The sequence below is a fragment of the Pseudaminobacter soli (ex Zhang et al. 2022) genome, assembly GCF_014595955.1.
GTDB classification, from domain to species: domain Bacteria; phylum Pseudomonadota; class Alphaproteobacteria; order Rhizobiales; family Rhizobiaceae; genus Kumtagia; species Kumtagia pseudosoli.
On sequence record NZ_JABVCF010000011.1, the window covers coordinates 16,167 to 40,973 of the forward strand.

Sequence of the window (24,807 nt, forward strand, 5' to 3'; positions counted from 1 at the left end):
AAGCCCTCCGGTTTGCCCATAGGCCGGCCCGGGGACAAGCGCAGCGAGGCGGAGAGGGGGCGTCCGCTCGCACTAACCTGAGTTCGTTTTTGAAAAGGCCGGGTAACGTGAATCTATCACGGCGGACTGGAAGACTAAAATTTTCATCGGCGCAGCAACGATGGATTCACGAGATGCCGGTTAGCCTCCACCTCGCCGCTTAGGCAATTCTTAAAGCTGTCGCGCTAGTCTGGGCGCGATTGGTTCTGCGAGTTGTAGAGAGTACGATGACCGATCTAGTGAGGCCGCGTGTCAAATACGTCATTGGACCCGACGGGAGTCCGTTGACAATTGCCGATCTGCCTCCCAGCAATACGCGGCGCTGGGTTATTCGCCGTAAGGCCGAGGTGGTGGCGGCCGTCCGTGGCGGCCTGCTCAGCCTTGACGAGGCGTGCCAGCGTTACAAGCTCACGACCGAGGAGTTCCTGTCCTGGCAGGCCTCGATCGACGAATATGGCTTGGCCGGCCTGCGCACCACGCGCATCCAGCAATATCGGCACTGACACATCGGCATCCGCGAGTTCGCCACTACCGTCCCGCACGCGTTTGCCTATCAACTGGCGCGCGTGCACGCGGAGGGTCTACGCGCTCCCTAAAATGCCGACATCCATACTTTTCCTGACTTTAGCACCGGGTTGGATGCTGCGTCTCTACGCCCGCTCTCAGTAGAGGAGTAGAGGTCCAGCAGCCGTCAGCCGTTGCCGATGATCTTGTTCGCCATGGCGGCGTAGGGAGCGAGGACGGTTCCGACCGTGATCGCCGTGAAAAGCAGCTTGCGCATGGACAACCTCCTTGAGAGGAACAACATACAAGGTGGTAGTGCTCGGAAGAACGTTCAAGACCTATTGAACCCTCCTCGCCAAGGCTGACGTGCCCGCCGTGAGCACAGCGGAGGCGGCGAAGAACCACAAGCCCGGTTTGGTGGCTGCGGTCGCGAGGCCGCTGGTCTTCGCCGTGAAGATTACCAGCGCGACGAGCAACACATCCAGCATCGACCAGTTGGAGAGCGCTCGAAGCCAGCCGGGAATGGCCGGTCGAGGCGGCTTGGAATAGGCGGCGATGTGAAGCAGCAGCAGCTTGATCGCCGGGAACACCAGCGAGAACAGCCCGATCAAGGCGGCGAGCGGCCTGTCCCCCGTCCTCCACAGCCCAGCGACGATGCCGATCAGAGACGCCTCGTCCGTGAAAAGGAGCAACCGCTCGACCTGGATCAGCGGCAAGATGATGCCGCAGGCGAACGAAAACGTTGCGGCGAAGAGCAGTAAAGGAAGCGGCGACATCAGGCCGCAATAGAGCAGCCGGCGGCTCCAGGAAAGCCGCGGCTGCCCGGCAACTCGCGCCGGCTTCTCAGCCGATCATCGCGCTGCGGCCATGAATGTCGATGTCACGGATCTTGCCGTCACGGGATTCCAGCATCTGCGCCTTGGAAAGCTCCGCTTCAGCTTCGCGAAGTAAGGCTAGGGCGACGGTTCTCTGCTCGGCGAGGTCCGCCTGGGAATTACGCAGATTGTCCCGCCGCTGGCGCGCGGCTTTGGCAAATGTCGGATAAGCGAAGTGATTGACGTCGGTGATGCCTGCCTTCTTCTCTTCCGCGGCGATCTGCACCTCGAGTTCGCCAGCCATCCTTTCGAACTCGGCGATCATCAGATCCAGTTGGGAGAGTTGCCGGCGCTTCTCGTTCACCTGAAACTGCTTCAGCCGAACCAGGTTTTCACGTGACTTCATGTCCACGACTCCAGAACGCAAACTTGATGCAATAACTCGGTCCGTCGGGACCAGCCTTTCCCGCCGCGCTCCGAACCTCCTCGCGGCGAAGGAAAACAGATTCCTAAGAATCTCCGAGCCCGGTAACCTTTCGTTTACGGGCATTGTTAATCATAGGGCTGAGGACTTAAGGCACGGTAAAAAAAACCGGGTCGGTCAGGTCACCGGCAACAGCTGAATCGAACGAGTCGGTTGCGTCGGATTGTTAAGGTTCAGGCGCAGCCGCGCCAAGGTGATTTAGTGTTCTGAATCAAGGGTATGTGTCCCAAAGTTGAACAGCATGGCAGCGGCTTGCCAAGCGGAATCAGGTTTTGTTAACCATTTCGTGTCAGCTTCGGGTCAGGCAATCACTGCTCCGGCACTGGGGGTTGGCCGAAGCCGGTACGGCAGCAGAAAAGGGGATCTAGATGCGCGTTCTGCTGATTGAAGACGACAGTGCGACAGCTCAGAGCATCGAGCTGATGCTGAAGTCCGAGAGTTTCAACGTCTATACGACGGACCTCGGCGAAGAGGGCGTCGATCTCGGAAAACTCTACGACTACGATATCATCCTTCTCGACCTCAATCTTCCGGACATGTCCGGCTACGAGGTCCTGCGGACGCTGCGCCTGTCGAAGGTCAAGACGCCGATCCTGATCCTGTCCGGCATGGCAGGCATCGAGGACAAGGTGCGCGGCCTCGGCTTCGGCGCCGATGACTACATGACCAAGCCGTTCCACAAGGACGAGCTTGTGGCCCGCATCCACGCCATCGTCCGCCGTTCGAAAGGCCACGCGCAGTCGGTCATCCAGACGGGCGACCTGATCGTCAATCTCGACGCCAAGACGGTCGAGGTCGGCGGCCAGAGGGTGCACCTCACCGGCAAGGAATACCAAATGCTGGAGTTGCTCTCGCTGCGCAAGGGCACGACGCTCACCAAGGAGATGTTCCTCAACCATCTCTATGGCGGCATGGACGAGCCGGAGTTGAAGATCATCGACGTCTTCATCTGCAAGCTGCGCAAGAAGCTCGACGCTGCATCCGGCGGTCAGAACTTCATCGAGACGGTCTGGGGCCGTGGCTATGTGCTGCGCGAGCCGGAGGATATGCGCGAAAGCGCCTGAGGCTCCTTTCGTAGCTACCGAACCTGTTCAAAACCCGGCGCAATGCCGGGTTTTGCGTATTGAGGCTCTCAGCGTCCAGAAAATCGGGTCAGGCGGCCGATGCCGTGGGCTTCGGTTCGCTGATCGCGCGGAAGAATTCGAGGAGTTGTGTGCGGTTGAAAGGCTTCAGCAGGTAACTCTGGGCGCCGGCCCGCTTGGCCCGCATGATCGTCGGAATATCAAGTTCCGTGAGGCAGACGGCGATATGCGGCACGATCGGGCTGGGAATCGAGCGGATTCTGCGGACCACGTCGGCAGCCGGCAGATCGGGCAGTGCCGAGGCGACGATGACGATGTCGGGCATCTCGGCCTGGCACATGTCCACAGCGTCCAGGCCGGATTCCGCCTCGATGACGATCATGTCGGGTCCGTTCAGAATGCGCTTCGCGACCTTACGGACGACGCTTGAATCGTCAACGAACATGCACCGTTTCATTTCCTGCCCCTCTCGTCCGCGGAATCAGTGGAACTGCGGACTGCAGTGAAGCTAGGTGCGTCGGGTAAAGAACAGGAGAACGGGTTACGTAAGTTTTTCCTAAAATTTTCTCGTCCGTCACTCCGCTCTTGACGCGGAAAAGACGATTTCTTCCGGCGTCGCATGAATTGAAATCGGCATGCCGGCTTCGCGTGCCAGAAGCAGCGTGTAATAGGGCTGGACGGCGTGGGCGTCGACCGCCTCTTCGCCGCGATTTCCGGAATGAAGCTCCAGGAATTTCGGCGGCACGCGCAGCATAGGCCCACGTGCCGAGACAGTGAACTTCGGGTTCGTATCCGTTCCTTCGATCCTGACGGTGATCTTGCCGCCGCGCGGAATGGCGGAGTTGCCGATCAGGATGAGATTGAGCAGCAGCTTCACGGTGTTCTTCGGCAGCAGCCAGCGCGGCCCGCTCCACTCGAAGTCGGGCTTCTCGTTCTTCAGAAACGCGGACGCGACGCTCTCGGCGTCGCCGGTGTCGATCACCATGCCGGCCGAGCCGGCGGCCCCGAAAGCGATCCGGGCGAATTGAAGCCTGGCCGACGCATTGCGGGCGCTCTGGCGGATCAGGTTCATCGCGTCTTCATCGGCGCCGCCCTCGTCGAGAAGCTCGAGGCCGTTGTTGATTGCGCCGACCGGGGAAATGATGTCGTGGCAGACCCTGCTGCAGAGGAGCGCGGCCAGGTCGGCCGCCGTAAGCGTGAAAATATCGGCCATCAATGCATCTCCGGCGATCGAAATGTGTCCCCGGACAGAGCGTGACCGCCGTTCCAGCCTGCCCGAATCAGCGCTTCGACGGTCTAGCCGTATATGGCATCTCAACCACGCGGCCAATGCGCCTGCGAGAGCGTATGATTGACCGACCAGGCGACCTTGGGCGGGCGTCGTTTAATGGTTGAAAAAGGATTACGCCATACGCTCGGTTGGGAATCGCCGAGCGGCCGCCAAGAGTCGCCGGCGGCAGGGACGTCGGCGAGTGCTCGCGGACGGAGATCTGAACATGAATTCTCGCTTCAAGGACCGGGCGATCCGGCTCGTTGCCGCATTGCTGCTGGCGACAGGCTTTGTCGGCCTCGCGCCGGGCAAGCTCATCGCCCAGGAATACACCGCGCAGGAGATCGTCGACTCCGGACATCGCTTCTTCGGCGCCACATCCGGCGGCCTGGCATCGGCCATCGAGACGATCTTTTCCTCTTATGGGCTGCCCAACGGCTACGTCCTCGGAGAGGAGGGATCGGGCGCCTTCTTCGGCGGCCTGACCTATGGCGAGGGCACGCTCTACACCAAGAATGCCGGCGACCATAAGATCTACTGGCAGGGCCCGTCGCTCGGCTTCGACTTCGGCGGTCAGGGCTCGCGCATCATGATGCTGGTCTATAATCTGGACCAGGTCGGCTCGGTCTATGACCGCTTCGCGGGAGTATCCGGTTCCGCCTATGTGGTGGCAGGCGTGGGATTCAATGTGCTGAGGAGGGGCGACCTGCTGCTCGTTCCCATCCGCACCGGAGTCGGTGCCCGGCTCGGCGTCAATCTGGGCTACCTCAAGCTGACGTCCAACGCTACCTGGAACCCGTTCTGATTTGGATCAGACGGACTGCTTGCTCCCGAGGTGAAATCCGGCATTAGTGATCACGGGAGCCTTATGCTTCCGAAGACGTTGCAGGGTTGCCGTGGTCCAGTCGCTCCTTTTCTTCGCTCTCGGTTTCCTGTGCGCCGGTCTTCTGGCGTTGATGGCGGCGCCTGCTGTCTGGCGGCGGGCCGCCAGATTGACGCGCAAACGGGTAGAAGCCTCCATCCCCCTGACGCTGGACGAGATCCAGGCCGACAAGGACCGCATGCGGGCCGAATTCGCGGTGGCGATCCGGCGGCTCGAAGTCCGGGTCAAGGAACTTCGCGACACCGCCAATCTCCAGTTGGTGGAGATCGGCCACGCCCGCAAGGAAATCGGGCAGCTGACGATCGAGCGCGATGAGAAGGCGCGGATCATCGCAGACCTTGAAGCCGTAGGCGAGGAGTTGCGTAGCGAGAATGATCGGGAGACGGAGGAGATCGCGGCCCTCACCAATCGGATCGCCGAGACCGAGCGCGCATTTGAGGAGAGGACGCGCAATTTCCAGGAAAAGACCCGCGAACTGGAGAAAATGAACGAACTCCACGAGGAGGTCAGCCTGGAACTCGTGGACCTGCAGGCAGAGCTTCTGCAGCGGACAAGCGAGGTCGAGAAGCTGGAGGTCGATCTAGCCGCGGCTGCAAAGACACGCCGCGTGGGCGAGAAACGGGTGGAGGAACTCGAGCGCGAGCTCAATTCGGCACGCGCGGCGATGGATGCCGAAAAGGCGAGGGCGGCCGAACTCGACCAAAAGATCGAGGGCATGACCGCCAGCATCGCCGAATTGAGAGACGCCGGAGATTCCAAGGAAGTGGAAAAATCGGAAGCAGGGCAGCGCCTCGAAGAACGATTGCTGATCCTGACGCGGGAAAACCGAAAGCTGAAGGCCGATCTCAAGCGCGCCGAAAAGGCTAGGGACGCCAGCTCTGCCCATGCAGACGACGCCGCCTTGCGCGAGCAGATTAACAACCTCGCCGCCGAGGTGATCTCACTGACCTCGAAGCTAGACGGGCCGGACTCGCCGATCCGCAAGGCGCTGGAGGAGCCCGGTCCGGGCGGCAAGCTCGGCGAACGACCGATAAGCCTTGCCGACAGGGTGCTGGCCTTGAGGAAGACCGCGGCGGATCAGGCGGACGTCACGGCCTCGGAAAGCCTGTGAAGCGCGATCGCCGAGGCGGCTGCGACATTCAGGCTGTCGAAGCCTGCAGCGATCGGGATTCGGATCGTATCCATCGCCGCGAGCAGTGCCGGGGGAAGGCCTTCGCCTTCAGTTCCAAGAAAGAGCGCGGCACGGTCGGGGCGCTTCAGGGTGCGGATGTCGTGCGCGCCGTGCGGCGACAGCGCCAGGCCGCGGAAGCCGTGCTCCTTTAGAGCCAGGAGGAACTCCTCGTCTCGATCGAACCGCGCAAACGGCACCTTTAACACGCCCCCCACTGAGACGCGGATCGACTTGCGGTAGAGCGGGTCGCAGCATTCTGAATCCAGGAACACGGCGTCGGCGCCGAACGCAGCGGCATTCCGGAAGATCGAGCCGACATTGTCGTGGTTGGAGATGCCGGAGAGCACAAGGACGAGCGCCCGGTCCGGCAGGCTGGCCAAAAGTTCGGCCGCGGTGAGCGGGGCGCGACGCTGCCCGAGGGCCAGAATGCCGCGATGCATGTGAAAGCCTGCGATCGCATCCAGCACCGGGCCCGCCGCCACATAAACGGGAACATCGTCCGGGACATGCGCGAGGGTTTCCGCCAGTCCGGCGACGCGGTTCTCAAGGATCAGAAGCGATCTTGGCTGAAACGCCTCTGCCGAGAGAAGGACGTCGAGCACGACCTTTCCCTCGGAAATGAAGAGGCCCTGGCGCCCCACCAGATCGCGCTCACGGATATTCCGGTAGCCTGCGATGCGAGGGTCTTCGGGATCGTCGATGCGGATAAGGTCCATGGGCCTCAGGCCGGCGGCATTGTTCCGCGGGTTACCGGAGAAGCTCAGCTCAATGAAGGTTGCTGCAAATCACGCATGACCCTCGCCTGCACCAGGAGGGTGCGCGCTCCTCGCCACCTTGGCCATCTCCACAAGAACCGGCCTTAGCTCAGAGGCGGAAGTAAGTGGCGAGGCGAAGAACACCCGGCGTACCTCGTCGCCACGGGCGAGGTCCATGCCGTCGGCATCGATCCCGGACAGTCGCCACCCGGTGCCGTCCGCTCCCGCAAAATGCCTGGCGTAGAGGTCGATCGCTTCGCCGTGGTCCTCGTTCATGTGGTCGACCGCCCCTTGCTCGGCTTCAGCGAGCGCCTCCACGGCGGGGCCAGACGTAAGAAGGTCGGCGCGGCTGAGTTCATAGGCTTTGCCGAAGCCGCCGTTCAGGCTGGCGCGTTCCGGCTCGAGCCTAAACAGCCGGAAATCGCCTAGCCTGGCATAGAGCTTCGCCTTGGGGTTTCGGCTGAGGTAGCGTCGCTCGGCGCGCGCATGCTCCGGCGTGCCCGTCTGCAGCAATCGTGACTGGCAGATCAGGCTGAGGCGCGGATGCGCGAGCGGGTCGCCTTTTCCGGGCTCGCCCACAAGCAGCGAGCAGCGTGGATCAGCATTCAGCGCTCTCGTATGCGCCGAGAGGAGTGACACCAGGATCAGCGGCGCGCCGTCCGCGTCGGTCGCCACGCCGACCCGGCTGGCCAGCGGCCCGCCGGATTCAGGGTCGAGCACCGCGATCGCGCCATGGCGAGCCGTCCTGACCAGGGTCTTGGCCAGCGTGATCGCCTCCTCGTCGGTGGGGCGGATGACATTTCGGGTCTGGGACATGGGACGCTCCGATCGGCCGTCGGCCGTGCTCTACTTTGGAGCCATGCGAATGGCACCGTCCAGCCGGATCGTCTCGCCATTCAGCATCTGGTTCTCGACTATGTGGACGACGAGGGCGGCGTATTCGGACGGCTCGCCCAGCCGGGGCGGGAAGGGGACGGCCGCGCCCAGCGACTCCTGCACCTCTTGCGGCATTCCGGCCATCATGGGCGTCCTGAAGATACCCGGTGCGATCGTCATCACCCGAATGCCGGAGCGGGCAAGGTCGCGCGCGATCGGCAGGGTCATGCCCACGACGCCGCCCTTCGAGGCCGAATAGGCGGCCTGGCCGATCTGACCGTCGAAGGCCGCCACCGAAGCCGTGTTGACGATGACGCCGCGCTCGCCTCCGTGCAAAGGCTCGAGCTTCGAGGCTTGATCGGCGAAGAGCCGGATCATGTTGAAGGTGCCGAGAAGGTTAATCTCCACGACCTTGCGGAAGAGGTCGAACGCATGCGGGCCGTCCTTGCCGACCGTCTTCATGCCGATGGCGATGCCTGCGCAATTCACCAGGATGCGGGCAGGGCCCAATGCCTCCGAGGCCCGCGCGATCGCCGCCTCCGCACTTTCCGCACTTGCAACATCGCACTGGACAGCAGCACCACCGATCTCGCGCGCGACCTGCTCGGCCCGCTCGAGTGCGAGATCCAGGACCGCAACGTGCGCGCCCCGCTCGGAGAGCAGCCGCGCGGTGGCTTCACCCAGGCCCGAACCGCCGCCGGTGACGATCGCGCTCTGTCCTGTGATGCTCATGCCGATCTCCGCTTGTTGCATTGCGATCGTAGGGTCCGCCCGTCACGCTCGCAATATTCGTGGGCGGCCTTCAGGGCAATGAACCCAGGTCGACGCAATTATCGACCCCGCCTCGCTTCGCTCGGTGCCGAGCGGAGAGGGGCGATCCCTCGTCAGGCCTCTTGCAACTGTCTCGCCTGGTCCTCGTGGCAGACCTCGCCGCGCAGGTGCTCGACCGAGTTGGGAATGATCTCGTAGGCAAGGATGCGGTCGAGATCGACAGGGCGCGGCATCGAGACCTGCCCCCGCGGGATGCGCTTGAAGCCGAGCGGGCCGTAATAGGGCTCGTCACCGACCAGCATCACGGCTCCCGCGCCGGCCTTCTTGGCAGCCTCCAGGGCAATCGCCACCAGTTTGCGGCCGATACCGAGATTCTTGTGCGCCGGTCGAACCGCAAGCGGCCCGAGCAGCAGGGCGCGGCCTTCGCCGACTGTGATCCGCGTCAGCCGCACCGACGCGATCACCTCGCCGTCCCGCGTGGCCACAAAAGAATGATCCCGCTCATGCGGACCGCCCTCGCGTATCTTGTAGGCGGCGCGTGTGAAGCGTCCGGGGCCGAAGGCCTCCTCGTTGATGTGTTCGATGGCAGCATCGTGCGCCGGCAATTCCGGCATGAAGACAAGGTCGGCAGGAGTCATGGGAAGCGATGTCCGGTCGGTCGAGGGAAGGAAGGCTGCAGGGCAGCGTCGCCAGTCAGCGCGCGTCGGCGCGGGCGCTCATCGTCGTCGGTCGATCCGGATCGGCATGTTCATTCCCATGGCTCAGCGGCTAGCATCAAATTGCACTGAGGTCTACCGGGTTCTCGAGAGATTTGTCGCGGTCCGTCCGGCGGTTACGATCCGTTCAATCGTCCTGCCGTGTCGCCGCCTGCCAAACTGACCTATCTAAGCCGTGCGGGATCAGTGCAGGAGTTCGGAATGGGTCAGTTGGTTGAAGGCAAGTGGCACGACGTCTGGTACCCCACCAAGGAGACCGGCGGCAGGTTCGTGCGGCCTGATGCTCCCTGGCGCGACTGGGTAACGGCGGACGGCCAGCCTGCACCCGGTCGCAGCCGCGGCTTCAAGGCGGAGCCGGGGCGCTATCACCTCTACGTCTCATGGGCCTGCCCCTGGGCGCACCGCACGTTGATCTTCCGCGTTCTCAAGAAGCTTGAGGAGGTCATCTCCGTCTCTGTCGTGCACCACTACATGGGCAAGGACGGCTGGACTTTTCGCGCCGAGGACGGTGCCACAGGCGACCGGCTCTACGGCTCGCAATTCCTCCACCAGATCTACACCAGGGCGGACCCGAGCTATACGGGGCGAGTGACAGTACCCGTGCTGTGGGACCGGCAGACGGAGACCATCGTCAACAACGAATCCTCCGAAATCATCCGTATGTTGAACTCGGCATTCGATGAATGGGGCGACGCCTCGCTCGACTTCTATTCGAAGGAGTTGCGGGCCGAGATCGATGCGGTGAATGCGCTCGTCTATCCGGCGATCAACAACGGCGTCTATCGCGCCGGCTTTGCCACCACGCAGGAGGCCTACGAGGAGGCTTTTCGTGAGCTCTTCGCGGCGCTGGATACGCTGGAGGATCGGCTTTCCCGCCAGCGCTATCTGGTCGGAGACCGCATCACCGAGGCCGACTGGCGGCTGATAACGACGCTCCTGCGCTTCGATCCGGTCTATGTCGGGCACTTCAAGTGCAATTTGCGCCGGATCGCCGATTATCCGAACCTGTCCAACTTCCTGCGCGATCTCTACCAGGTGCCCGGCGTGGCGGGCACGGTCAATATGCACCACATCAAGTCGCACTATTATGGCAGCCATCGCACCATCAACCCGACCGGCATCGTGCCGCTCGGGCCGGCGCTGGATTATTCGGCCCCGCATGACCGGGCGAGGTTTGGCTGAAGGTGCCGTAGCTCTCCTGTTTTATCGCGCAGCTCACCAGTAGGGCGACACCGGCTCGCCTCCAAGCACCTCTCCGATCCGCCGCCGCGTCGCAGGCGTCGTACCCTCCGGCAGTTGCTCGAGCGGAAAGAACCCCGCCTCGGCGATCTCGCGATCAGGCAGCTTGGGCGCGGTCTGCTCGAACTGCTCGATCAGGTAGAAGCCGACGTGGTCGCGAAGGCTGGCGCCGCGACTGTAGTGGACCGACCGCAGCGCGGGAGCTCTGAACGCGATGTTGCCTTCCTCGGCGCATTCGCGTGCGAGTGCCTCCTCCATGGTCTCGCCGAGTTCGACACCGCCGCCCGGAAACTGCCAGCCGGGCACATAGGTGTGGCGGATCAGGAAAACGGAGTTCTCCTGGCGGTCATAGATCATGGCGCGCACGCCCAGCGTCATCGCGCGCCGCAGCAGGAAGTATTTGTGCAAGAGAGCGGCGCGCAGCCGCGGCCAATCTGGCCGGCGCGCGGAGCTTTTCTTGCGGCCAAACGCCATCAGTGCATCCGAGGGTGGAAACCGTTCCCGCCCTTCCGTATTAGAAAAAGATGCTCAGGCTCGCGCATATTTCCGACGTCCACCTCGGTCCGCTTCCCGATGTAACCTACCGCGAACTCGCCTCCAAGCGAGTGGTCGGCTATGTCAATTGGCACCGCACCAGGCGAAAGCTCATCACCGAGGGCACGCTCGGCGGCATCGTCGCCTCGATCAAGGAGGATAAGCCCGATCATCTCGCCGTCACTGGAGACCTCGTCAACATCGCGTTGGACGCCGAGCTCAAGCTGGCGCGGGTCTGGCTTGAAACGCTCGGCAACCCGAAGGACGTCTCGGTGGTTCCCGGAAACCATGATGCCTACGTTCCCGGCGCGTTCGACAAGATCTGCCAGTTGTGGTCGCCGTGGATGTGCGGCGACGGGCACGAAGGAACGGTCGGGCGGCTGACGTTCCCCTATCTGCGCGTGCGGGGCAACGTCGCGCTCATCGGCGTTTCAACGGCACGGGCCACCGCGCCCTTCATGGCCAATGGCTTTCTGCGCGAGGAGCAGGCCCACCGCCTCGCGGAACTGCTGGAGGAGACCGGAAGGCGCAATCTCTTCCGGGTCATCATGATCCATCATCCGCCCGTGCGCGCCGCCGTGCCCCAGCACAAGCGGCTATTCGGGATCGGCAACTTCCATCGTGCGGTACACGAGCATGGCGCCGAACTCGTGCTGCACGGACACTCGCACGACCCCTCGCTCTACTGGGTCGGAAGGCGGGAGAAGCCGATTCCCGTCGTCGGGGTCGCCGCGGGCGGGCAGGGTTTCGGGGGCCATCACCCGCCGGCGCAATACAATCTTTTCGAAATTTCCGGAGGTCCGGGCGCCTGGAACATCCGGTTGACGCGGCGAGGGTTTGCCGTTCCCGACGAAGGCGTCGTGGACGTCGGCTCGCTCAATCTGGGGTCGCGCAAGCGGGCGCCGGCGCCGTTCGAGAGCGAACCTTCGTGAGCTTTGCGGGCCTGTTACTGGAGCGATCCGGTGAGTTGCTGCCAAAGCAGGGCGATGGCCACCGCCAATCCAAAGCCGAAGCCTGAGACGAAAACCAGGACGCCGCCGAGGAAACTGCCCCCGCGCCGCCGTGCCCCCGTTGCGGGCTCCCCAATAGTCTCCTGATCTTGCGCAGGAAACTGCTTCTGGATTGCGGGCTCGACCTCGCCCTGGAGGAACTGCTCGCGCTCGACGATCCGCTCGGCCACATAGCGGGTGACGGCTTCGACGATGACGGCGATCTTCGGCGATTCGGCCAGCACGATGCGGCCGTTGCGCGTATCCCTGATGAAGCGGTAGGTGCGATGGTCACGGCCCATGGCAACATGGGAAATGGCATCGATCCAAAGTCGTGGCTGCAGCCCGGACGACAGGGCGAAGTCGAAGATGTCGGCGTCCGACGGGACCTCGGCGAAGACCGGCGCGAGTTCGGCCGCGAGCAGTTGCAAGCGCACGCTGGTCGCGTCACGCAGTTCTACGACCACGTCCGCACGGTCTGCAGCGGCATTCTTCACCTCGCGGATCGTCTCCGAAAGTTTTCGGGACTTGGTGTGGTCTTTGTCTGCCCTGTCGATCGACATGGCTGGGCTCCGCCGCAAACTTTGCGTTAATCTTGGTTAACACAAATTGTGGCGCAAACCAGCACGGAAGAGTTGCTTTCCAGCAGTTCTGCGGGCGAGGGGCGAAGAAGAAGCCGAAAAAATGCCGGCTCCGGGCCGCCGGCCCGAAGCTGTTCTGGGAGAAAAATTGAGCGGGAACCGCCGCGCTTCGGCTAAGTCCTGCCGATGATCCGGTTCACGGCCGAGCTGACCGCCTCGAGCGACGCGCCGACAATGTTGGTGTTGATCCCGGCTCCGAAGAGAACGCCGCCCGGGTGTTCCATCTCGACATAGCAGATGGCGGCCGCGTTCGAGCCGTGCTGGATTGAATGCTCCGAATAGTCGCGCACCGAGATCGCCACGCCGACATGGCGCGACAGCGCATCGACGAAGCCGTCGATCGGACCGTTGCCGACGCCCTTGATCGTCACTTCCTTGCCGCCATCGAGGATGGTCGCCTCGACGATACGGCGGCCCTTGACGTCGTGATCCGGGAACGTCTGATGATCGACGAACTTCAGCCGAGCACCAGGCTGGTCGATGTAGACTTCGCGGAAGCGTTCGTAGATGCGCCTGGGGGAGAGTTCCTTGCCCTCGGCATCCGTGATCGCCTGAATGTCCTTGGAGAACTCCACCTGCAGGTTGCGGGGCAGGTTGAGGCCGTAGTCGGCCTGGAGGACGTAGGCGATACCGCCCTTGCCCGACTGCGAGTTGATCCGGATGATCGCTTCGTAGGTGCGGCCGACATCCTGCGGGTCGATGGGCAAATAGGGCACTTCCCAGAGCGGCTTGTTCGCCGATTTCAGCGCCTTCATGCCCTTGTTGATGGCGTCCTGATGCGAGCCCGAGAAGGCTGTGTAGACCAGTTCGCCCACATAGGGGTGGCGCTCCGGAATGCGCAGCTGGTTCGAATATTCGTAGACGTCTTTGATGTGGTTGATGCGCGAGCAGTCGAGCTCAGGGTCGACGCCCTGCGTATACATGTTGAGCGCCAGGGTCACGATGTCGACATTGCCGGTGCGCTCGCCATTGCCGAACAGCGTGCCTTCCACGCGGTCGGCGCCGGCCATCAGGCCGAGCTCGGTCGCGGCGATGCCGGTGCCCCGGTCGTTGTGCGGATGCAGCGACACGATCAGGCTGTCGCGGTTGTCGAGGTTGCGGCACATCCACTCGATCTGGTCGGCGTGGATGTTGGGCGTCGACATCTCCACGGTCGCCGGCAGGTTGAGGATCAGCCGGTTCTCGGGTGTGGGCTGTACGATCTCCGCAACGGCGTTGCAGATCTCCAGCGCCACCTCCAACTCGGTGCCGGTGAAGCTCTCCGGCGAGTATTCGAAGCGATAGCCGCCGCCGGCCTTCGCCGCCATGTCGGTGATCATCTTGGCAGCGTCGGTGGCGATCTGCTTGATGCCGGCCACGTCCTTCTGGAAGACGACGCGGCGCTGCAACTCGCTGGTCGAATTGTAGAAATGCACGATCGGCGACTTCGCGCCCTCGAGCGCCTCGAAGGTGCGGGTGATCAGTTCGGGCCTGCACTGCACCAGTACCTGCAGGTCGACGTCGTCGGGCACATTGCCCTGTTCAATGCACCAGCGGGCGAAGTCGAAGTCGGTCTGCGAAGCGGACGGGAACCCGATCTCGATCTCCTTGAAGCCCATCTCCAGCAGGAGGGCGAACATGCGCGCCTTGCGGTCGTGACCCATCGGGTCGACCAGCGCCTGGTTGCCGTCGCGCAGGTCGACGGAGCACCAGATCGGGGCCTTCTCAATGCGCCTGGACGGCCACATGCGATCGGTCAGGTTGATAGCCGGATAGGGCTCGTACTTCATGGCGGCATCCGGCATGCCGCGCGGGGGCTTGATACGGGTGGTCTGGTCCATCTTGCTTCTCTTTTGCGCCTTGCCGGACGTCTGGTCCTGGCGGCTGAAACGGCTGACTCTTTTGCGACTGGCGAGGAGCTGGCGCCGCTCGAGCGGCCCGTCGACCGCCGGGCGCTCCTTCAGCGGGCCCGGCGGTCGCCGATAAGGCCGAGAAGCAGGAGAGCGGAGGCGCGCAAAGACGCCGACGGGAAGGCGTCGGGCCGTTTCGCTGCGCTGGCCGCGTGAGAATTCATGCGCCGATTGATACAGGAGCGGCGCGGACGAGGCAAGGGGAAGGCTGGGGGCGGCGCCCCCAGTTTCAGTTCTCGGTTGGCGCGCCGGCGCCTTCTGGAAGCGTGGCCGGCGCGATGTCGGTCTGGGAGGGACCTGGGGGAGAGCCGGCCTCATCGGTGCCGCCGTCAGTGGGACCCTCTGTGGCACCCTGAGCGGCGCCGTTCGCCGGGGGCTCTGCTCCCGCGGCGCCCTGCGGACCTGGATCAGCCGTGCCGTCCGTGGTGGCGCCGGGCTCCTGCGGTGTCGCGCCGCCAGCCGCGTCGTTGCCCCCGGTTGCGCCGACCACGACCGGGTCGGTGCCACGGGGCTCCGGCGTTACGGAGCCGTCCGCGGAGGCGACACGCCAGACCGTATTGCCGGAGTCATCGGCGATCAGCAGGGCACCCGTGCCATCGATGCCGACGCCCACGGGACGTCCCCGGGCTCGATCGCTGTCGAGGAATCCGGTCACGACATCCTGGGCCATCCCGGCGGGCTGGCCGTTCTCGAACGGAATGTAGATGACCTTGTAGCCGTTGAAGGCATTGCGATTCCAACTGCCATGAAGGCCGACGAAGGCCCCGTTCGCGTAGGCTTCCGGAAGTGCGGAATTGTTGGTGAAGGTCAGGCCGAGCGCGGCGACGTGGCTGGAAAGCGCGTAGTCCGGTTTGATCGCCTTCTCGACCAGATCAGGCCGCGGCGGGTGCACCCTCGGGTCGACATGCTGGCCGAAATAGCTCCAGGGCCAACCATAGAAGCCGCCCTCCTGCACCGACGTCATGTAGTCGGGCACGAGGTCCGGCCCAAGCTCGTCGCGCTCGTTGACCACGGTCCAGAGGACGCCGGTTTCGGGGTGGATGGCCAGGCCATTGGGGTTGCGCAGCCCCGATGCATAGACGCGGCTCGCGCCAGTCTGCCGGTCTACCTGCCAGATCGCGGCGCGGCCCTTCTCGGCCTCGAGTCCACGCTCGGCGGCGTTGGAGTTGGAGCCGACCGAGGCGTAGAGGAAACGGCCGTCCGGGCTGAGCGCCAGGTCCTTGGTCCAGTGGTGGTTGATCGGTCCGCCTGGCAGTGGGGTCAGCACCTTGGGCTCTGCGGTGATCTCCGTCTCGCCGAGGCGGTATGGATAGGCGAGGATGGCATCCGCCGCGGCCACATAGAGCGTATCCTCGAACCAGACGAGGCCGAAGGGGGAGTTCAGGCCGGTCAACAGGTCGCTGCGCTCGTCCACCTGACCGTCGCGATTGGTGTCGCGCAGAAGGGTGATGAGATTGGTTTCCTTCTGCTCGCCCCCGCCGCCGCGCGCCATCGACATGATCCAGTCGCGTATGTAGTCCTTTGGCCGCTCGAGCGGCTTGCCCGGCGGCGCCTTGGACTGGACGACAAGGACGTCGCCGTTGGGAAGGGTATAGACGGTTCGCGGATTGGCGAGGTCCGTTGCGTAGGCTGCGATGGTAAAGCCGTCCGGCACGGCGGGGGTCTCGCCGTCCTGCCAGCCGACAACTTCCGCGACCTTCAAGTCGGGCAGCAGCGACTGCTCTGGCTCGGGCAGCAAGGGATCGGGGCCGATCTGGCGGGACACGTCGAAGTCGTCGCTGCCGCTGCAGCCGGCGAGCGCCAGCAACGCGAGGCAGGTTCCTCCGAGGATCGAGGCGCGAAGCGTGGTCTTAGACATGGCTGCTCACCCCCACGCCGTGACGGAACACCATGGAGCGGCCGAGCCAGACGGTCACGAACATCAGCACGACAGTCGCCGCGGACAGCGCGAGCCCATAGGGAACGATGGCCGTCCAGCCGTCGCCGGCGTGAACGAAGCTGTTGATCAAGGCGAGGATCAGGACGATCACGTTGCCGATCGCGTGGGGCCAGGCTGGTCGCTGCGTGCGCACTTCGCGGCGGAACAGGAAATCGACGGCACCGGCTATCGCCGCGAGTGCTCCGAATACGAGCCCCACGAACAGCAGCCAGGCGGAGAAGTTGTGCCACATGAGATGGAACGACTGCCAATAGGCGATGTCAGTCAGCAGGGCGAGGGTGAAGCAGACGATCGGAAAGGGGACCAGGGTTGCGTGTATCGGGTGACCCGCGATCGCGGCGGTGGCTGGCAGGTGGAATCGATCCATCGGCAAAGGGTCTCTGTTGGGGGTGGACCCAGGCCATACGTATGAAAACGTATTTGGTTCCAGCGCCAATGGGCGAAGGCGAAGGTGCTCACCGCTATTCCTTGCCGGCTAGGCTCACGTCAGCAGGGGGCGGCAGCCAGGCAGGAATGCGTTCAAGCTGCGCGCCGGCACCCGGCCTCACGCCCTCACGTTGCGGGCGATGAACTTCGCCAGCGCCGGTCCGAGCATCAGAACGATCAGCAGGCGCGCGGTCTGAAGCGCCATCACGAACGACAGGTTCACCTTGTTGGACGCGGCCGCGATGATGGCGACCGAGTCCAGCCCGCCCGGGCTGGTGGCGAGATAGGCCGTGAGCGGATCGATGCCGAGTTCATGACTGAGCAGCCAGGCGATGCCGCCGCAGAACAGGATCAGCACCAGGGTGGCCCCGAACACCTGCGGCAGCACACGCACGGCGTGCCAGACCACAGCGCGCGTGAAGTTCATGCCGACCGCCCAGCCCACCACGGCATAGCTCAGCGCCTTCAACCATTCCGGCACCTGCATGGGGACACCCCCACCGAGATGAAGCAGCATGCCCAGCGCCAGGGAGGCAAGAAACCAGGGGGAGGGCAGGCGCAGGAACTTGCCTAGCGGGCCGGCGACGATCGCAACGATCAGGGTCACTGCCAAGGCCGGCCAGGCGATCGGCGGAAACCAAACGGTTTCGGGCCGCCCCACGGCGCTGGTGTCCACCCAGAGACTGGCGACGAAGGCGGCGGCCACGGTGACCATTACCACACGCAGATACTGCATGAAGGCGACGAGCCGCGCGTCGGCGCCGAAGGCCGCGCTCATCAGTACCATGGCGGTCGATCCTCCCGGTGCGGTGCCCCAGATCGCGGTGGACCCCGGAAGGATGCCAAGCCGGCTGATCGCCCAGCCGAGAACGCTCGAAGCCGCCAGCGTTGCGAACACCGACAGCAGGATTATCGGCCAGTCGTGCAGGAAGGACGAGAAGATGCCGAGATCGATCGAGGTGGCCACCAGGCATCCGACCACGGCCTGGGCCGCGCCGAAGATGTTTCGCGGCACGCGTATGGTGGCGCCGAGGGTCCCGAACAGGATCGACACGATCATCGAGCCGATCAGCAGCGCGGCCGGAACCTGGATCGCCAGGAACAGGGAGATGAGCGTCGCCGAGCCCGCGGCCAGCAGCAGCCATTGCACGATGCCGGGCAGGGTCTTCAGCGGGCCCGCATCGGGCGGCTCGGGGTATGGGGCCATTGATCCCATCTAGACCGAGCGAACGGGGATGTCAGCCCGCACGGGCGATCAACGCGCCCAAATGCGTTGATCACCCCCCGCTGATCGCGGTCAGGATGAACACCTCGGTCCCCGGCTCGATCGGGGTCTCCAGGTTCGCCCGCTTGCCGTCGATGAAGACGTTGATGTGGCGGCGGATGGCGGGTGTGGAATCGCAGATCCGGTCCCGCATGCCGGGCCAGAGCCGGTTCAGTTCGTCCACCATCTCGCGCACGTTCACCGCATGCATTTCCACCCGGCGCAGCGAGCCGGGGAAGAGGTCGACGAGCGGGCCGGGCAGGCGCACGACGATTACGCTGTTGCTGCCTCGGCTTTTGATCGCGTCCATTGCGGCCGATCCGTTCAGCGGTCCACGACCATGGCTTCCACCGACAGGACCGCCGGCAGATGCTCGGCGACGAGGCCCCAGCTTTCGCCCTCGTCCGCACTCGCATAGACCGCACCGGAGCTTGTGCCGAAATAGACGCCGGCCGTCTCGTGCGTGTCGGTCGCCATCGCCTGGCGCAGCACGCCAAAATAGGCGTTCTTCTGCGGCAAGCCCTCGCGCATGTCCTGCCAGGTCCTGCCGCCGTCGCGCGTTCTCCAGACTGCGGTCTTGGCGTCGGGCACGTAGCGGCCGGCGGAGTCGCCGTTGAGCGGCAGCAGAAAAAGCGTCTCGGAGTCGCGGGGGTGCACCGCCGCTGGGAAGCCGAAGGTGGAGGGCAGGCCGCCCTCGATGCTGCGCCAGTTCTTGCCGCCGTCCTCGCTGGCATACATGCCGCAGTGGTTCTGCTGGTAGAGCCGCTCGCCCTTGCCGGGTGCCATCACCACACAGTGCACGCACTGGCCGAATTCCGGATAGTTCTGGCCTTCCGGGAAGAAATCGGCCCGGGTGCCGCGGTTCCTCGGCTCCCAGGTCTCGCCGCCGTCCTCGGTGCAGAACACGCCGGCCGCTGAGATGCCGACCCAGATCTTGTTCTCGTCGCTCGGGTGAGGGACCAGCGAATGTAGGATCAGGCCTGCGCCGCCCGGGTTCCAATGCGGCCGGGACGGATGTTTCTGCAGCCCGTCCATATGCGACCAGGTCTGGCCGCCGTCTTCGCTGCGGAAGAGGCCGGCCGGCTGCACGCCGGCGTAAAGGCTGCCGTTGCGCGCGGCGAGGCTCCAGACAGCTTTGACGGGCTCCTGGCCCGCCTCATAGGCCAGGCCTTCGCTCGAGTGGCTCCATGTCTCGCCGAAATCCTCCGATTTCCACACCGCCGGGCCGAACCACTCGTTGCCGCCGCCGGCGTAGATCGTTCCGCTGCGCCGGTCGCCCATGACATGGTTCAGCGGCCAAGTCTCGCAATACGGACCGCGCAGGGTCCAATCCTTCCGCTGGTCGTCGCTTTCAGCGATGAATGCGCCCTTCTTCGTACCCAGAAGCACCAAAGTCCGTCTTGCCATCGCGTTGTCCTCCGTCCTCGTCTGTGGCAGCGGTCCCATCCGCCCGGCGCATTCCCCCTTCCGGACGTCCTTTCAGGAATGACGCTCGGCGGGGCGTCATTCCGACATCGAAGGAACAAGACTAGCATCTTTTCCGATCTGGTCGAACCAGCATGGCGGATCGGCCTGCTCTGTCGTGTTGCAGCGAAGGAGCCTTCGCCGCTAATGAGGGCGGCGACATGCACCAAGGAGGAGTGGATGCCGATCGAGAGCCCGGATGCCGATCCGCGCATGCCCTATCAACTGCCGAACCCGCCGGACGCGCTGGCCGAGATCGTCGTGGCGAAGGCCATCCCGGAGGACGAGCGGCTATGGGTGCCGCAGGCGGAAAACGTCTGGTTCCGACCGCTCTGCCTGAACCGCTCGCAAGGCTACTGGATGAACCTTCTCAAGGTCCGCAAGGCCGGAGTACTGTCGCGGCATCGCCATCCGAACGCCGTACACGGCTTCGTGCTGAAGGGCCGGTGGTACTATCTGGAGCACGACTGGGTGGCGGAGGAGGGCAGCTATGTGTTCGAGCCGCCGGGCGAGACCCATACCCTCGTCGTGCCGGACGACGTTGAGGAGATGATCACCTACTTCCAGGTGAACGGCATCATGTACTACGTCGACCCGTGGGGAAAACCGCTCGGCTACGAGGACGTCTTTACCAAGATCGAGATGTGCCGCAAGCACTTCACCGCCGTCGGCCTCGGCGCGGATTTCGTCGACCAGTTCATTCGATAGCGTCGCGATGGGAGGGTCTGGTGGGTTTTTGGCCGAACGGTTGTTTCGAGGGCCGGCGGGTGCTCGTGGTCGGAGGCACCTCGGGAATAGGTGCTGCTATCGCCCAGGCATTCCAGGCCGAGGGTGCGGCGACGATGGTGACGGGCGCGACCGAGGCAGAGGTCGCGGAGCACGCCCGTTCGGCGCCAGGGATCGAGACGCGGCAACTGGACGTACGGGACGGCGCGGCGATACGCAACCTGATCGCCGGCTTCGACCGACTGGATCACCTCGTCAACTGCGCCGGCGTGATCCGCCGCGTGGAGGAGCACGATCCCGAGATATTCGCGGACGTGATCGACATCAACCTCAACGGCACGATGCGAGCCTGCACTGCCGCGCGGCCGCTTCTCGGCGATAGCAAAGGCAGCATCATCAACACAGCCTCGATGCTGTCGTTCTTCGGCGGCGGGCTGGTGCCGGGCTACTCGGCTTCAAAGGGCGGCATCGCTCAACTGACGAAATCCCTCGCTATCGCCTATGCACCGGACGGCATCCGGGTGAACGCGGTGGCGCCGGGCTGGATAGCAACCCCTCTCACCCAGGCGCTGCGCGACGATCCGCAGCGCAACGACGCGGTCCTAGTGCGCACGCCGCTGAAACGTTGGGGCGATCCGAAGGACGTAGCCGGCGGCGTGCTCTATCTCGCCTCGCCGCTCGCCAGCTTCGTTACCGGTACGGTGCTGCCCATCGACGGCGGCTATCTCGTCACCTGACCGGCAGCAGGTGCGCGTCAGGCGAACGGCACCGCGCCCGTGCCGATTGGCAGCTTGGCCTCGTCTTCCGGCTCGACATGGATGATGACGCGCACCGACGGGATCTCTGCTCGTAGAGCCTCCTCGATCCTATCGCAAATCACGTGGCTCTGAGCGACGGTCATGTTGGCGTCGACGACGAGGTGGAATTCGATGAACGTCGCGCGCCCAGCGATGCGCGTCTTGAGGTCGTGCACTTCCAGCGCGCCCCTGGAATTGGCCGAGATGATGTCGCGGATGTGAAGGTGTTCTTCCAACTCCACCGCCCGGTCCATCAGCCCCTCGACCGAAGAGCCGATGACCTTCCAGCCCTGCCAAAGGATGTTGAGGGCGACGATCACGGCCAGCAGCGGGTCGAGTATCTTCCATCCAGTGACCACCGCGCCGACGAGGCCGGCAATGACCCCTACCGACGTCACGACATCGGTCATGATGTGGCGCCCGTCCGCGATCAGCGCCGGAGATTTACCCTGTGTCCCTACGCGGATGAGCACGGCGGCCCAGACCGCATTGACCACCGCGGCTAGGCCGTTGACTGCCAGCCCAGACCATGCGTCGTGCAGAGGCGCTGGATGGCCCCAGGTGCGCCAGACTTCGAAGAGGATCAGGAAGGAGGCGACGACGATCATCACGCCTTCCAGCACTGCCGAAAAATACTCGGCCTTGTGATGCCCGTGCTGATGGGTGCGATCCGCCGGCTTGTGGCTGACCTTGATCGCCCAGAAGGTGGCCATCGCCGCGATGACGTTGACGGTCGATTCCAGCGCATCCGAATAGAGTGCGACAGAGCCTGTCAGCCACCAGGCCAATGCCTTCAGCGCCATCACGCCGAAGGCGACGACGATGGTCCAGAAGGCGAGGGCCGAGATTTGTTGCTTCGAGGGCATTTTCGCTATTCTCCCCCCTTGAGGAGGAGATGGCCGAGAAGCGGCCAGAGGGGGTTGTTCCGGCCGTCCGCTACCATTCGGCAGCGTTGGCCCATCTTCAATAGGATATGGGTGCGGGGGGCGTCGCCGACGACCCTTCCCGGCCGCTGCGCGAACGCCCTCTCCTTAAGGGGGAGGGAACGGCGCTTTTCGGTCACGCTGCCTGTTCCTTTGCCTTGCGCGGCAGGTGGGCAACCACATTCTCGATCATCCGCATCCCTGCATCTTGGCCGAGCGTCATGATCGATTCGGGATGGAACTGCACTGCGGCGATCGGCTCCTTGCGGTGCTCGAAGGCCATGATGACGCCGTCGTCGGTCTCTGCCGTCACGACGAAGTCTTCCGGCAGGCGCGCCGGGTCGGCGAAGATCGAATGATAGCGGCCGACGGTCACCTCGCTTGGCAAACCGGAGAAAATGACGCCCGGCGTAGAGACGTGAATGCGCGACGGCTTTCCGTGCATCGGAATATGCAGCTGCCGCAGTTCTCCGCCATAAGCTTCCGCCAGCGCCTGCAGGCCAAGGCAGACCCCGAATATCGGCAGGTCACGTTTGCGCGCCTTCCTGATGGTCGCCGCGGTGTCAAAATCCTTCGGCATGCCGGGTCCGGGGGAGAGCACGACCAAGTCCGGCTTAAGCGTATCGAACAGTTCCTCCGGAACGGGACTCCGCACTGTCGAAACGTTCGCGCCAGTCTGGCGGAAATAGTTCGCCAGCGTGTGAACGAAGGAATCCTCGTGATCGACCAAGAGGATGTTCACGCCATCGCCGACCCGCGCGGCAGTGCGGTCGCCCGCGGCGGCATTGCCGGCCTTGGCGTCTCGGATCGCGGATATCATGGCGGAGGCCTTCAGTTCGGTTTCGGCTTCTTCTTCTTCCGGAACGCTGTCGAAAAGCAAGGTGGCGCCTGCGCGCACCTCGGCGATGCCGTCCTTGATGCGGATGGTCCTGAGCGTCAGGCCGGTGTTCAGGTCGCCGTTGAAATGGACCATGCCGATCGCGCCGCCATACCAGGCGCGGGGGCTCTTCTCATTCTGCTCGATGAAGCGCATGGCCCACAGTTTCGGCGCGCCGGTGACGGTGACCGCCCAGGCGTGGGAGAGGAAGGCGTCGAAGGCGTCCATGTCCTCGCGCAGCCGGCCCTCGATGTGGTCCACCGTGTGGATCAGGCGCGAGTACATCTCGATCTGGCGACGGCCGATGACGCGCACCGAGCCGGGCTCGCATACGCGGCTCTTGTCGTTGCGGTCGACGTCCGAGCACATGGTGAGCTCGGATTCGTCCTTCTTGGAGTTGAGCAGTTTTAGGATCTGCTCGTGATCCGAAATGGCGTCGTCGCCACGCTTGATGGTGCCGGAGATCGGGCAGGTCTCGACCCGCCGCCCGTTCACGCGCACGAACATCTCGGGCGAGGCGCCGATGAGGAACTCGTTCTCGCCAAGATTGATGAAGAAGGAGTACGGGGAGGGATTGATCGCCTTAAGCCGCCGCGAGATTTCGGAAGGCTGGGTCTCGCAGCGCTCGTAGAACATCTGTCCGGGCACCACCTCGAAGAGATCGCCGCGGCGGAAGCTCTCCATGGCCGTGCGCACCAGTTCTGCATACTCGCCCGGCTCATGGTCGCCACGCGGCGGGATGTGGTCGGCCGTGTGGAAGGGCTCGACGGCAGCCTCGCGCGGCAGGCCAGCGGTCGAGAAGCCCGCGCCGGAATAGTCGTAACGGTCGTGCCAGGCCTTTGCGGCATGGTGGTCGACGACCAAAATCTCGTCGGGCAGGTAGAGGACGAGGTCGCGCTGGCTCTCGGCGCGCTGCAGCTTGAGCTCGACCGGATCGAACTGGAAGGCGAGATCGTAGCCGAATCCTCCGTAGAGGCCGAGATTGGAGTCGTGGTCGGTCCTGAAGAGTTTTGTGACCGCCCTGAGCACCGTGAAGACGGAGGGTACGCGCGAGCGCTCTTCCTCGGTGAACACCCGGCCGGGCTTCGCGATGGTGAGTGCCAACTGCTGCGGGGTCGTCTGGGTGAGCGTCACGTCCTTCTCGGCGAGCAGCGCGCGTGCAATCACTGGAAGCAACATCTCGCCGCGGCGGTTCAGCGCCTCAATGCGCATGGCGCGGCCGCGCGCGGAGATCATGAGTGGCGGATCGACAATCGCCGTGTCCCATCGGGTGTACCGGCCCGGATACTCGTAATTCGAGGAAAAGACGGCGCCGCGGCGGCCGTTCAGCGCATCGACATAGGATTCGATCGCTCCGGCATAGGGCGTTTCATGTCGCTCTCGGACGATGGTGATTCCGCCCGCAGTGACGAACTTTTCCGCTCCGTTGTCGAGGATCTCGACCGACATGACACTCTCCATCCGTTCGCCGCCGGGTCCGGACAGGGCAAGAAAAGCAAATGGCCGCCCGGACTTCTCCTGCGGCCATTTTCCTCAAAATTACGCGCGCGCGTTTGGGTTGGCCGCTGTCAGTTGGCCCACCACCAAAGGGTCTTGAGAGACGTCCCGCGCATGAGGATTCATTACCGGCGAAAGAAGGTTCCGGCAAGCGGATTTCGGATGCCTTTCCGCGCTTCGTCATCCTAGGGTGAAGCAGCCGCGAAGCGGCGTCGCGGAGACCCCAGGATCCATGC

At 64.0% G+C, this 24,807-nt stretch carries 26 protein-coding genes; 8 read left to right on the top strand and 18 right to left on the bottom strand.

All coding sequences use genetic code 11. The features are described 5' to 3' along the window. Nucleotides 1–266: 266 nt before the first annotated feature. The gene (locus tag HUI96_RS19600) at nt 267–542 is read left to right on the top strand and encodes a DUF1153 domain-containing protein (protein WP_019173843.1); all 276 of its coding nucleotides are present in this window, start codon (nt 267–269) and stop codon (nt 540–542) included. Nucleotides 543–881: 339 nt separating this feature from the next. Here the strand turns inward: HUI96_RS19600 and HUI96_RS19605 are convergent, their stop codons facing one another. Together HUI96_RS19605 and HUI96_RS19610 are read right to left on the bottom strand one after the other, a co-directional pair. Then, nucleotides 882–1,319 (bottom strand): paraquat-inducible protein A, encoded by a 438-nt coding sequence (locus tag HUI96_RS19605; RefSeq protein WP_337918486.1) that lies wholly within the window; start codon nt 1,317–1,319, stop codon nt 882–884. Nucleotides 1,320–1,386: 67 nt separating this feature from the next. After that, nucleotides 1,387–1,764, bottom strand: coding sequence for a flagellar export protein FliJ (locus tag HUI96_RS19610; RefSeq protein ID WP_188256384.1), 378 nt, complete (start codon nt 1,762–1,764; stop codon nt 1,387–1,389). 446 nt (nt 1,765–2,210) lie between these two features. Between HUI96_RS19610 and ctrA the strand changes: the two genes are divergently transcribed. After that, complete coding sequence (ctrA, locus tag HUI96_RS19615) at nt 2,211–2,906, top strand: response regulator transcription factor CtrA (protein ID WP_188256385.1); 696 nt, start codon at nt 2,211–2,213, stop codon at nt 2,904–2,906. An 88-nt stretch (nt 2,907–2,994) separates the two neighbouring features. Here the strand turns inward: ctrA and HUI96_RS19620 are convergent, their stop codons facing one another. Both HUI96_RS19620 and chpT read right to left on the bottom strand, forming a co-directional pair. Then, nucleotides 2,995–3,381, bottom strand: a complete 387-nt coding sequence (locus HUI96_RS19620) for a response regulator (RefSeq protein WP_188256386.1) — start codon at nt 3,379–3,381, stop codon at nt 2,995–2,997. Between the two features lie 117 nt (nt 3,382–3,498). Next, nucleotides 3,499–4,137 (bottom strand): histidine phosphotransferase ChpT, encoded by a 639-nt coding sequence (gene chpT, locus HUI96_RS19625; protein WP_188256387.1) that lies wholly within the window; start codon nt 4,135–4,137, stop codon nt 3,499–3,501. A 283-nt stretch (nt 4,138–4,420) separates the two neighbouring features. Between chpT and HUI96_RS19630 the strand changes: the two genes are divergently transcribed. Further along, nucleotides 4,421–4,999: a DUF1134 domain-containing protein gene (locus HUI96_RS19630; RefSeq protein ID WP_188256388.1), complete on the top strand. Its 579-nt coding sequence runs from the start codon at nt 4,421–4,423 to the stop codon at nt 4,997–4,999. A gap of 91 nt (nt 5,000–5,090) precedes the next feature. Continuing rightward, nucleotides 5,091–6,188, top strand: a complete 1,098-nt coding sequence (locus HUI96_RS19635) for a hypothetical protein (RefSeq protein ID WP_188256389.1) — start codon at nt 5,091–5,093, stop codon at nt 6,186–6,188. Here the strand turns inward: HUI96_RS19635 and HUI96_RS19640 are convergent. The 4 genes from HUI96_RS19640 to HUI96_RS19655 form a co-directional block, all read right to left on the bottom strand. Then, nucleotides 6,155–6,964, bottom strand: coding sequence for a TrmH family RNA methyltransferase (locus tag HUI96_RS19640; RefSeq protein WP_188256390.1), 810 nt, complete (start codon nt 6,962–6,964; stop codon nt 6,155–6,157). The two genes, HUI96_RS19635 and HUI96_RS19640, sit on opposite strands and share 34 nt — an antisense overlap. A 69-nt stretch (nt 6,965–7,033) precedes the next feature. After that, nucleotides 7,034–7,819, bottom strand: a complete 786-nt coding sequence (locus HUI96_RS19645; RefSeq protein ID WP_188256391.1) for a HugZ family protein — start codon at nt 7,817–7,819, stop codon at nt 7,034–7,036. A gap of 30 nt (nt 7,820–7,849) precedes the next feature. Continuing rightward, nucleotides 7,850–8,611 (bottom strand): 3-hydroxyacyl-CoA dehydrogenase, encoded by a 762-nt coding sequence (locus HUI96_RS19650; protein ID WP_188256392.1) that lies wholly within the window; start codon nt 8,609–8,611, stop codon nt 7,850–7,852. 152 nt (nt 8,612–8,763) lie between these two features. Further along, on the bottom strand, nt 8,764–9,288 hold the full coding sequence (locus tag HUI96_RS19655) for a GNAT family N-acetyltransferase (RefSeq protein WP_188256393.1): 525 nt from the start codon (nt 9,286–9,288) through the stop codon (nt 8,764–8,766). Nucleotides 9,289–9,567: 279 nt separating this feature from the next. Here HUI96_RS19655 and HUI96_RS19660 point away from each other — a divergent pair, with 279 nt between their 5' ends. Beyond that, complete coding sequence (locus tag HUI96_RS19660) at nt 9,568–10,548, top strand: glutathione S-transferase family protein (RefSeq protein WP_188256394.1); 981 nt, start codon at nt 9,568–9,570, stop codon at nt 10,546–10,548. 33 nt (nt 10,549–10,581) lie between these two features. Here the strand turns inward: HUI96_RS19660 and HUI96_RS19665 are convergent, their stop codons facing one another. After that, nucleotides 10,582–11,079, bottom strand: coding sequence for an NUDIX domain-containing protein (locus HUI96_RS19665; protein WP_188256395.1), 498 nt, complete (start codon nt 11,077–11,079; stop codon nt 10,582–10,584). A 50-nt stretch (nt 11,080–11,129) separates the two neighbouring features. On the opposite strand from HUI96_RS19665, the gene HUI96_RS19670 reads away from it, so the two are divergent. Next, nucleotides 11,130–12,071, top strand: coding sequence for a metallophosphoesterase family protein (locus HUI96_RS19670; RefSeq protein WP_188256396.1), 942 nt, complete (start codon nt 11,130–11,132; stop codon nt 12,069–12,071). Nucleotides 12,072–12,085: 14 nt separating this feature from the next. Here the strand turns inward: HUI96_RS19670 and HUI96_RS19675 are convergent, their stop codons facing one another. The 7 genes from HUI96_RS19675 to HUI96_RS19705 all read right to left on the bottom strand — a co-directional run bounded on the left by HUI96_RS19675 (nt 12,086) and on the right by HUI96_RS19705 (nt 19,694). Next, entirely contained in the window at nt 12,086–12,691 is a 606-nt protein-coding gene (locus tag HUI96_RS19675) for a hypothetical protein (protein ID WP_188256397.1), read from the bottom strand. A 191-nt stretch (nt 12,692–12,882) separates the two neighbouring features. Continuing rightward, nucleotides 12,883–14,553, bottom strand: a complete 1,671-nt coding sequence (gene leuA / locus HUI96_RS19680) for a 2-isopropylmalate synthase (protein WP_188256587.1) — start codon at nt 14,551–14,553, stop codon at nt 12,883–12,885. A gap of 334 nt (nt 14,554–14,887) precedes the next feature. Continuing rightward, nucleotides 14,888–16,516 carry a PQQ-dependent sugar dehydrogenase gene (locus HUI96_RS19685; RefSeq protein ID WP_188256398.1) on the bottom strand — a complete coding sequence of 543 codons (1,629 nt, stop codon included), beginning with the start codon at nt 16,514–16,516 and terminating at the stop codon, nt 14,888–14,890. After that, nucleotides 16,509–16,964: a DUF2231 domain-containing protein gene (locus HUI96_RS19690; RefSeq protein WP_188256399.1), complete on the bottom strand. Its 456-nt coding sequence runs from the start codon at nt 16,962–16,964 to the stop codon at nt 16,509–16,511. The genes HUI96_RS19685 and HUI96_RS19690 overlap by 8 nt, the downstream gene beginning before the upstream one ends. A 177-nt stretch (nt 16,965–17,141) precedes the next feature. Then, nucleotides 17,142–18,230, bottom strand: a complete 1,089-nt coding sequence (locus tag HUI96_RS19695; protein WP_188256400.1) for an AbrB family transcriptional regulator — start codon at nt 18,228–18,230, stop codon at nt 17,142–17,144. Between the two features lie 70 nt (nt 18,231–18,300). Beyond that, nucleotides 18,301–18,597, bottom strand: coding sequence for a MoaD/ThiS family protein (locus tag HUI96_RS19700; protein ID WP_188256401.1), 297 nt, complete (start codon nt 18,595–18,597; stop codon nt 18,301–18,303). Between the two features lie 14 nt (nt 18,598–18,611). Beyond that, nucleotides 18,612–19,694 (bottom strand): WD40/YVTN/BNR-like repeat-containing protein, encoded by a 1,083-nt coding sequence (locus tag HUI96_RS19705; protein WP_188256402.1) that lies wholly within the window; start codon nt 19,692–19,694, stop codon nt 18,612–18,614. Between the two features lie 237 nt (nt 19,695–19,931). Here HUI96_RS19705 and HUI96_RS19710 point away from each other — a divergent pair, with 237 nt between their 5' ends. Both HUI96_RS19710 and HUI96_RS19715 read left to right on the top strand, forming a co-directional pair. Beyond that, complete coding sequence (locus HUI96_RS19710) at nt 19,932–20,459, top strand: 2,4'-dihydroxyacetophenone dioxygenase family protein (RefSeq protein WP_188256403.1); 528 nt, start codon at nt 19,932–19,934, stop codon at nt 20,457–20,459. A gap of 20 nt (nt 20,460–20,479) precedes the next feature. After that, nucleotides 20,480–21,214 (top strand): SDR family oxidoreductase, encoded by a 735-nt coding sequence (locus tag HUI96_RS19715; protein WP_188256404.1) that lies wholly within the window; start codon nt 20,480–20,482, stop codon nt 21,212–21,214. A 17-nt stretch (nt 21,215–21,231) separates the two neighbouring features. Here HUI96_RS19715 and HUI96_RS19720 read toward each other — a convergent pair whose 3' ends face one another. Both HUI96_RS19720 and HUI96_RS19725 read right to left on the bottom strand, forming a co-directional pair. After that, nucleotides 21,232–22,140 carry a cation diffusion facilitator family transporter gene (locus tag HUI96_RS19720; protein ID WP_188256405.1) on the bottom strand — a complete coding sequence of 303 codons (909 nt, stop codon included), beginning with the start codon at nt 22,138–22,140 and terminating at the stop codon, nt 21,232–21,234. A 193-nt stretch (nt 22,141–22,333) separates the two neighbouring features. Then, nucleotides 22,334–24,523: an anthranilate synthase gene (locus HUI96_RS19725; protein ID WP_188256406.1), complete on the bottom strand. Its 2,190-nt coding sequence runs from the start codon at nt 24,521–24,523 to the stop codon at nt 22,334–22,336. Between the last annotated feature and the right edge of the window lie 284 nt (nt 24,524–24,807).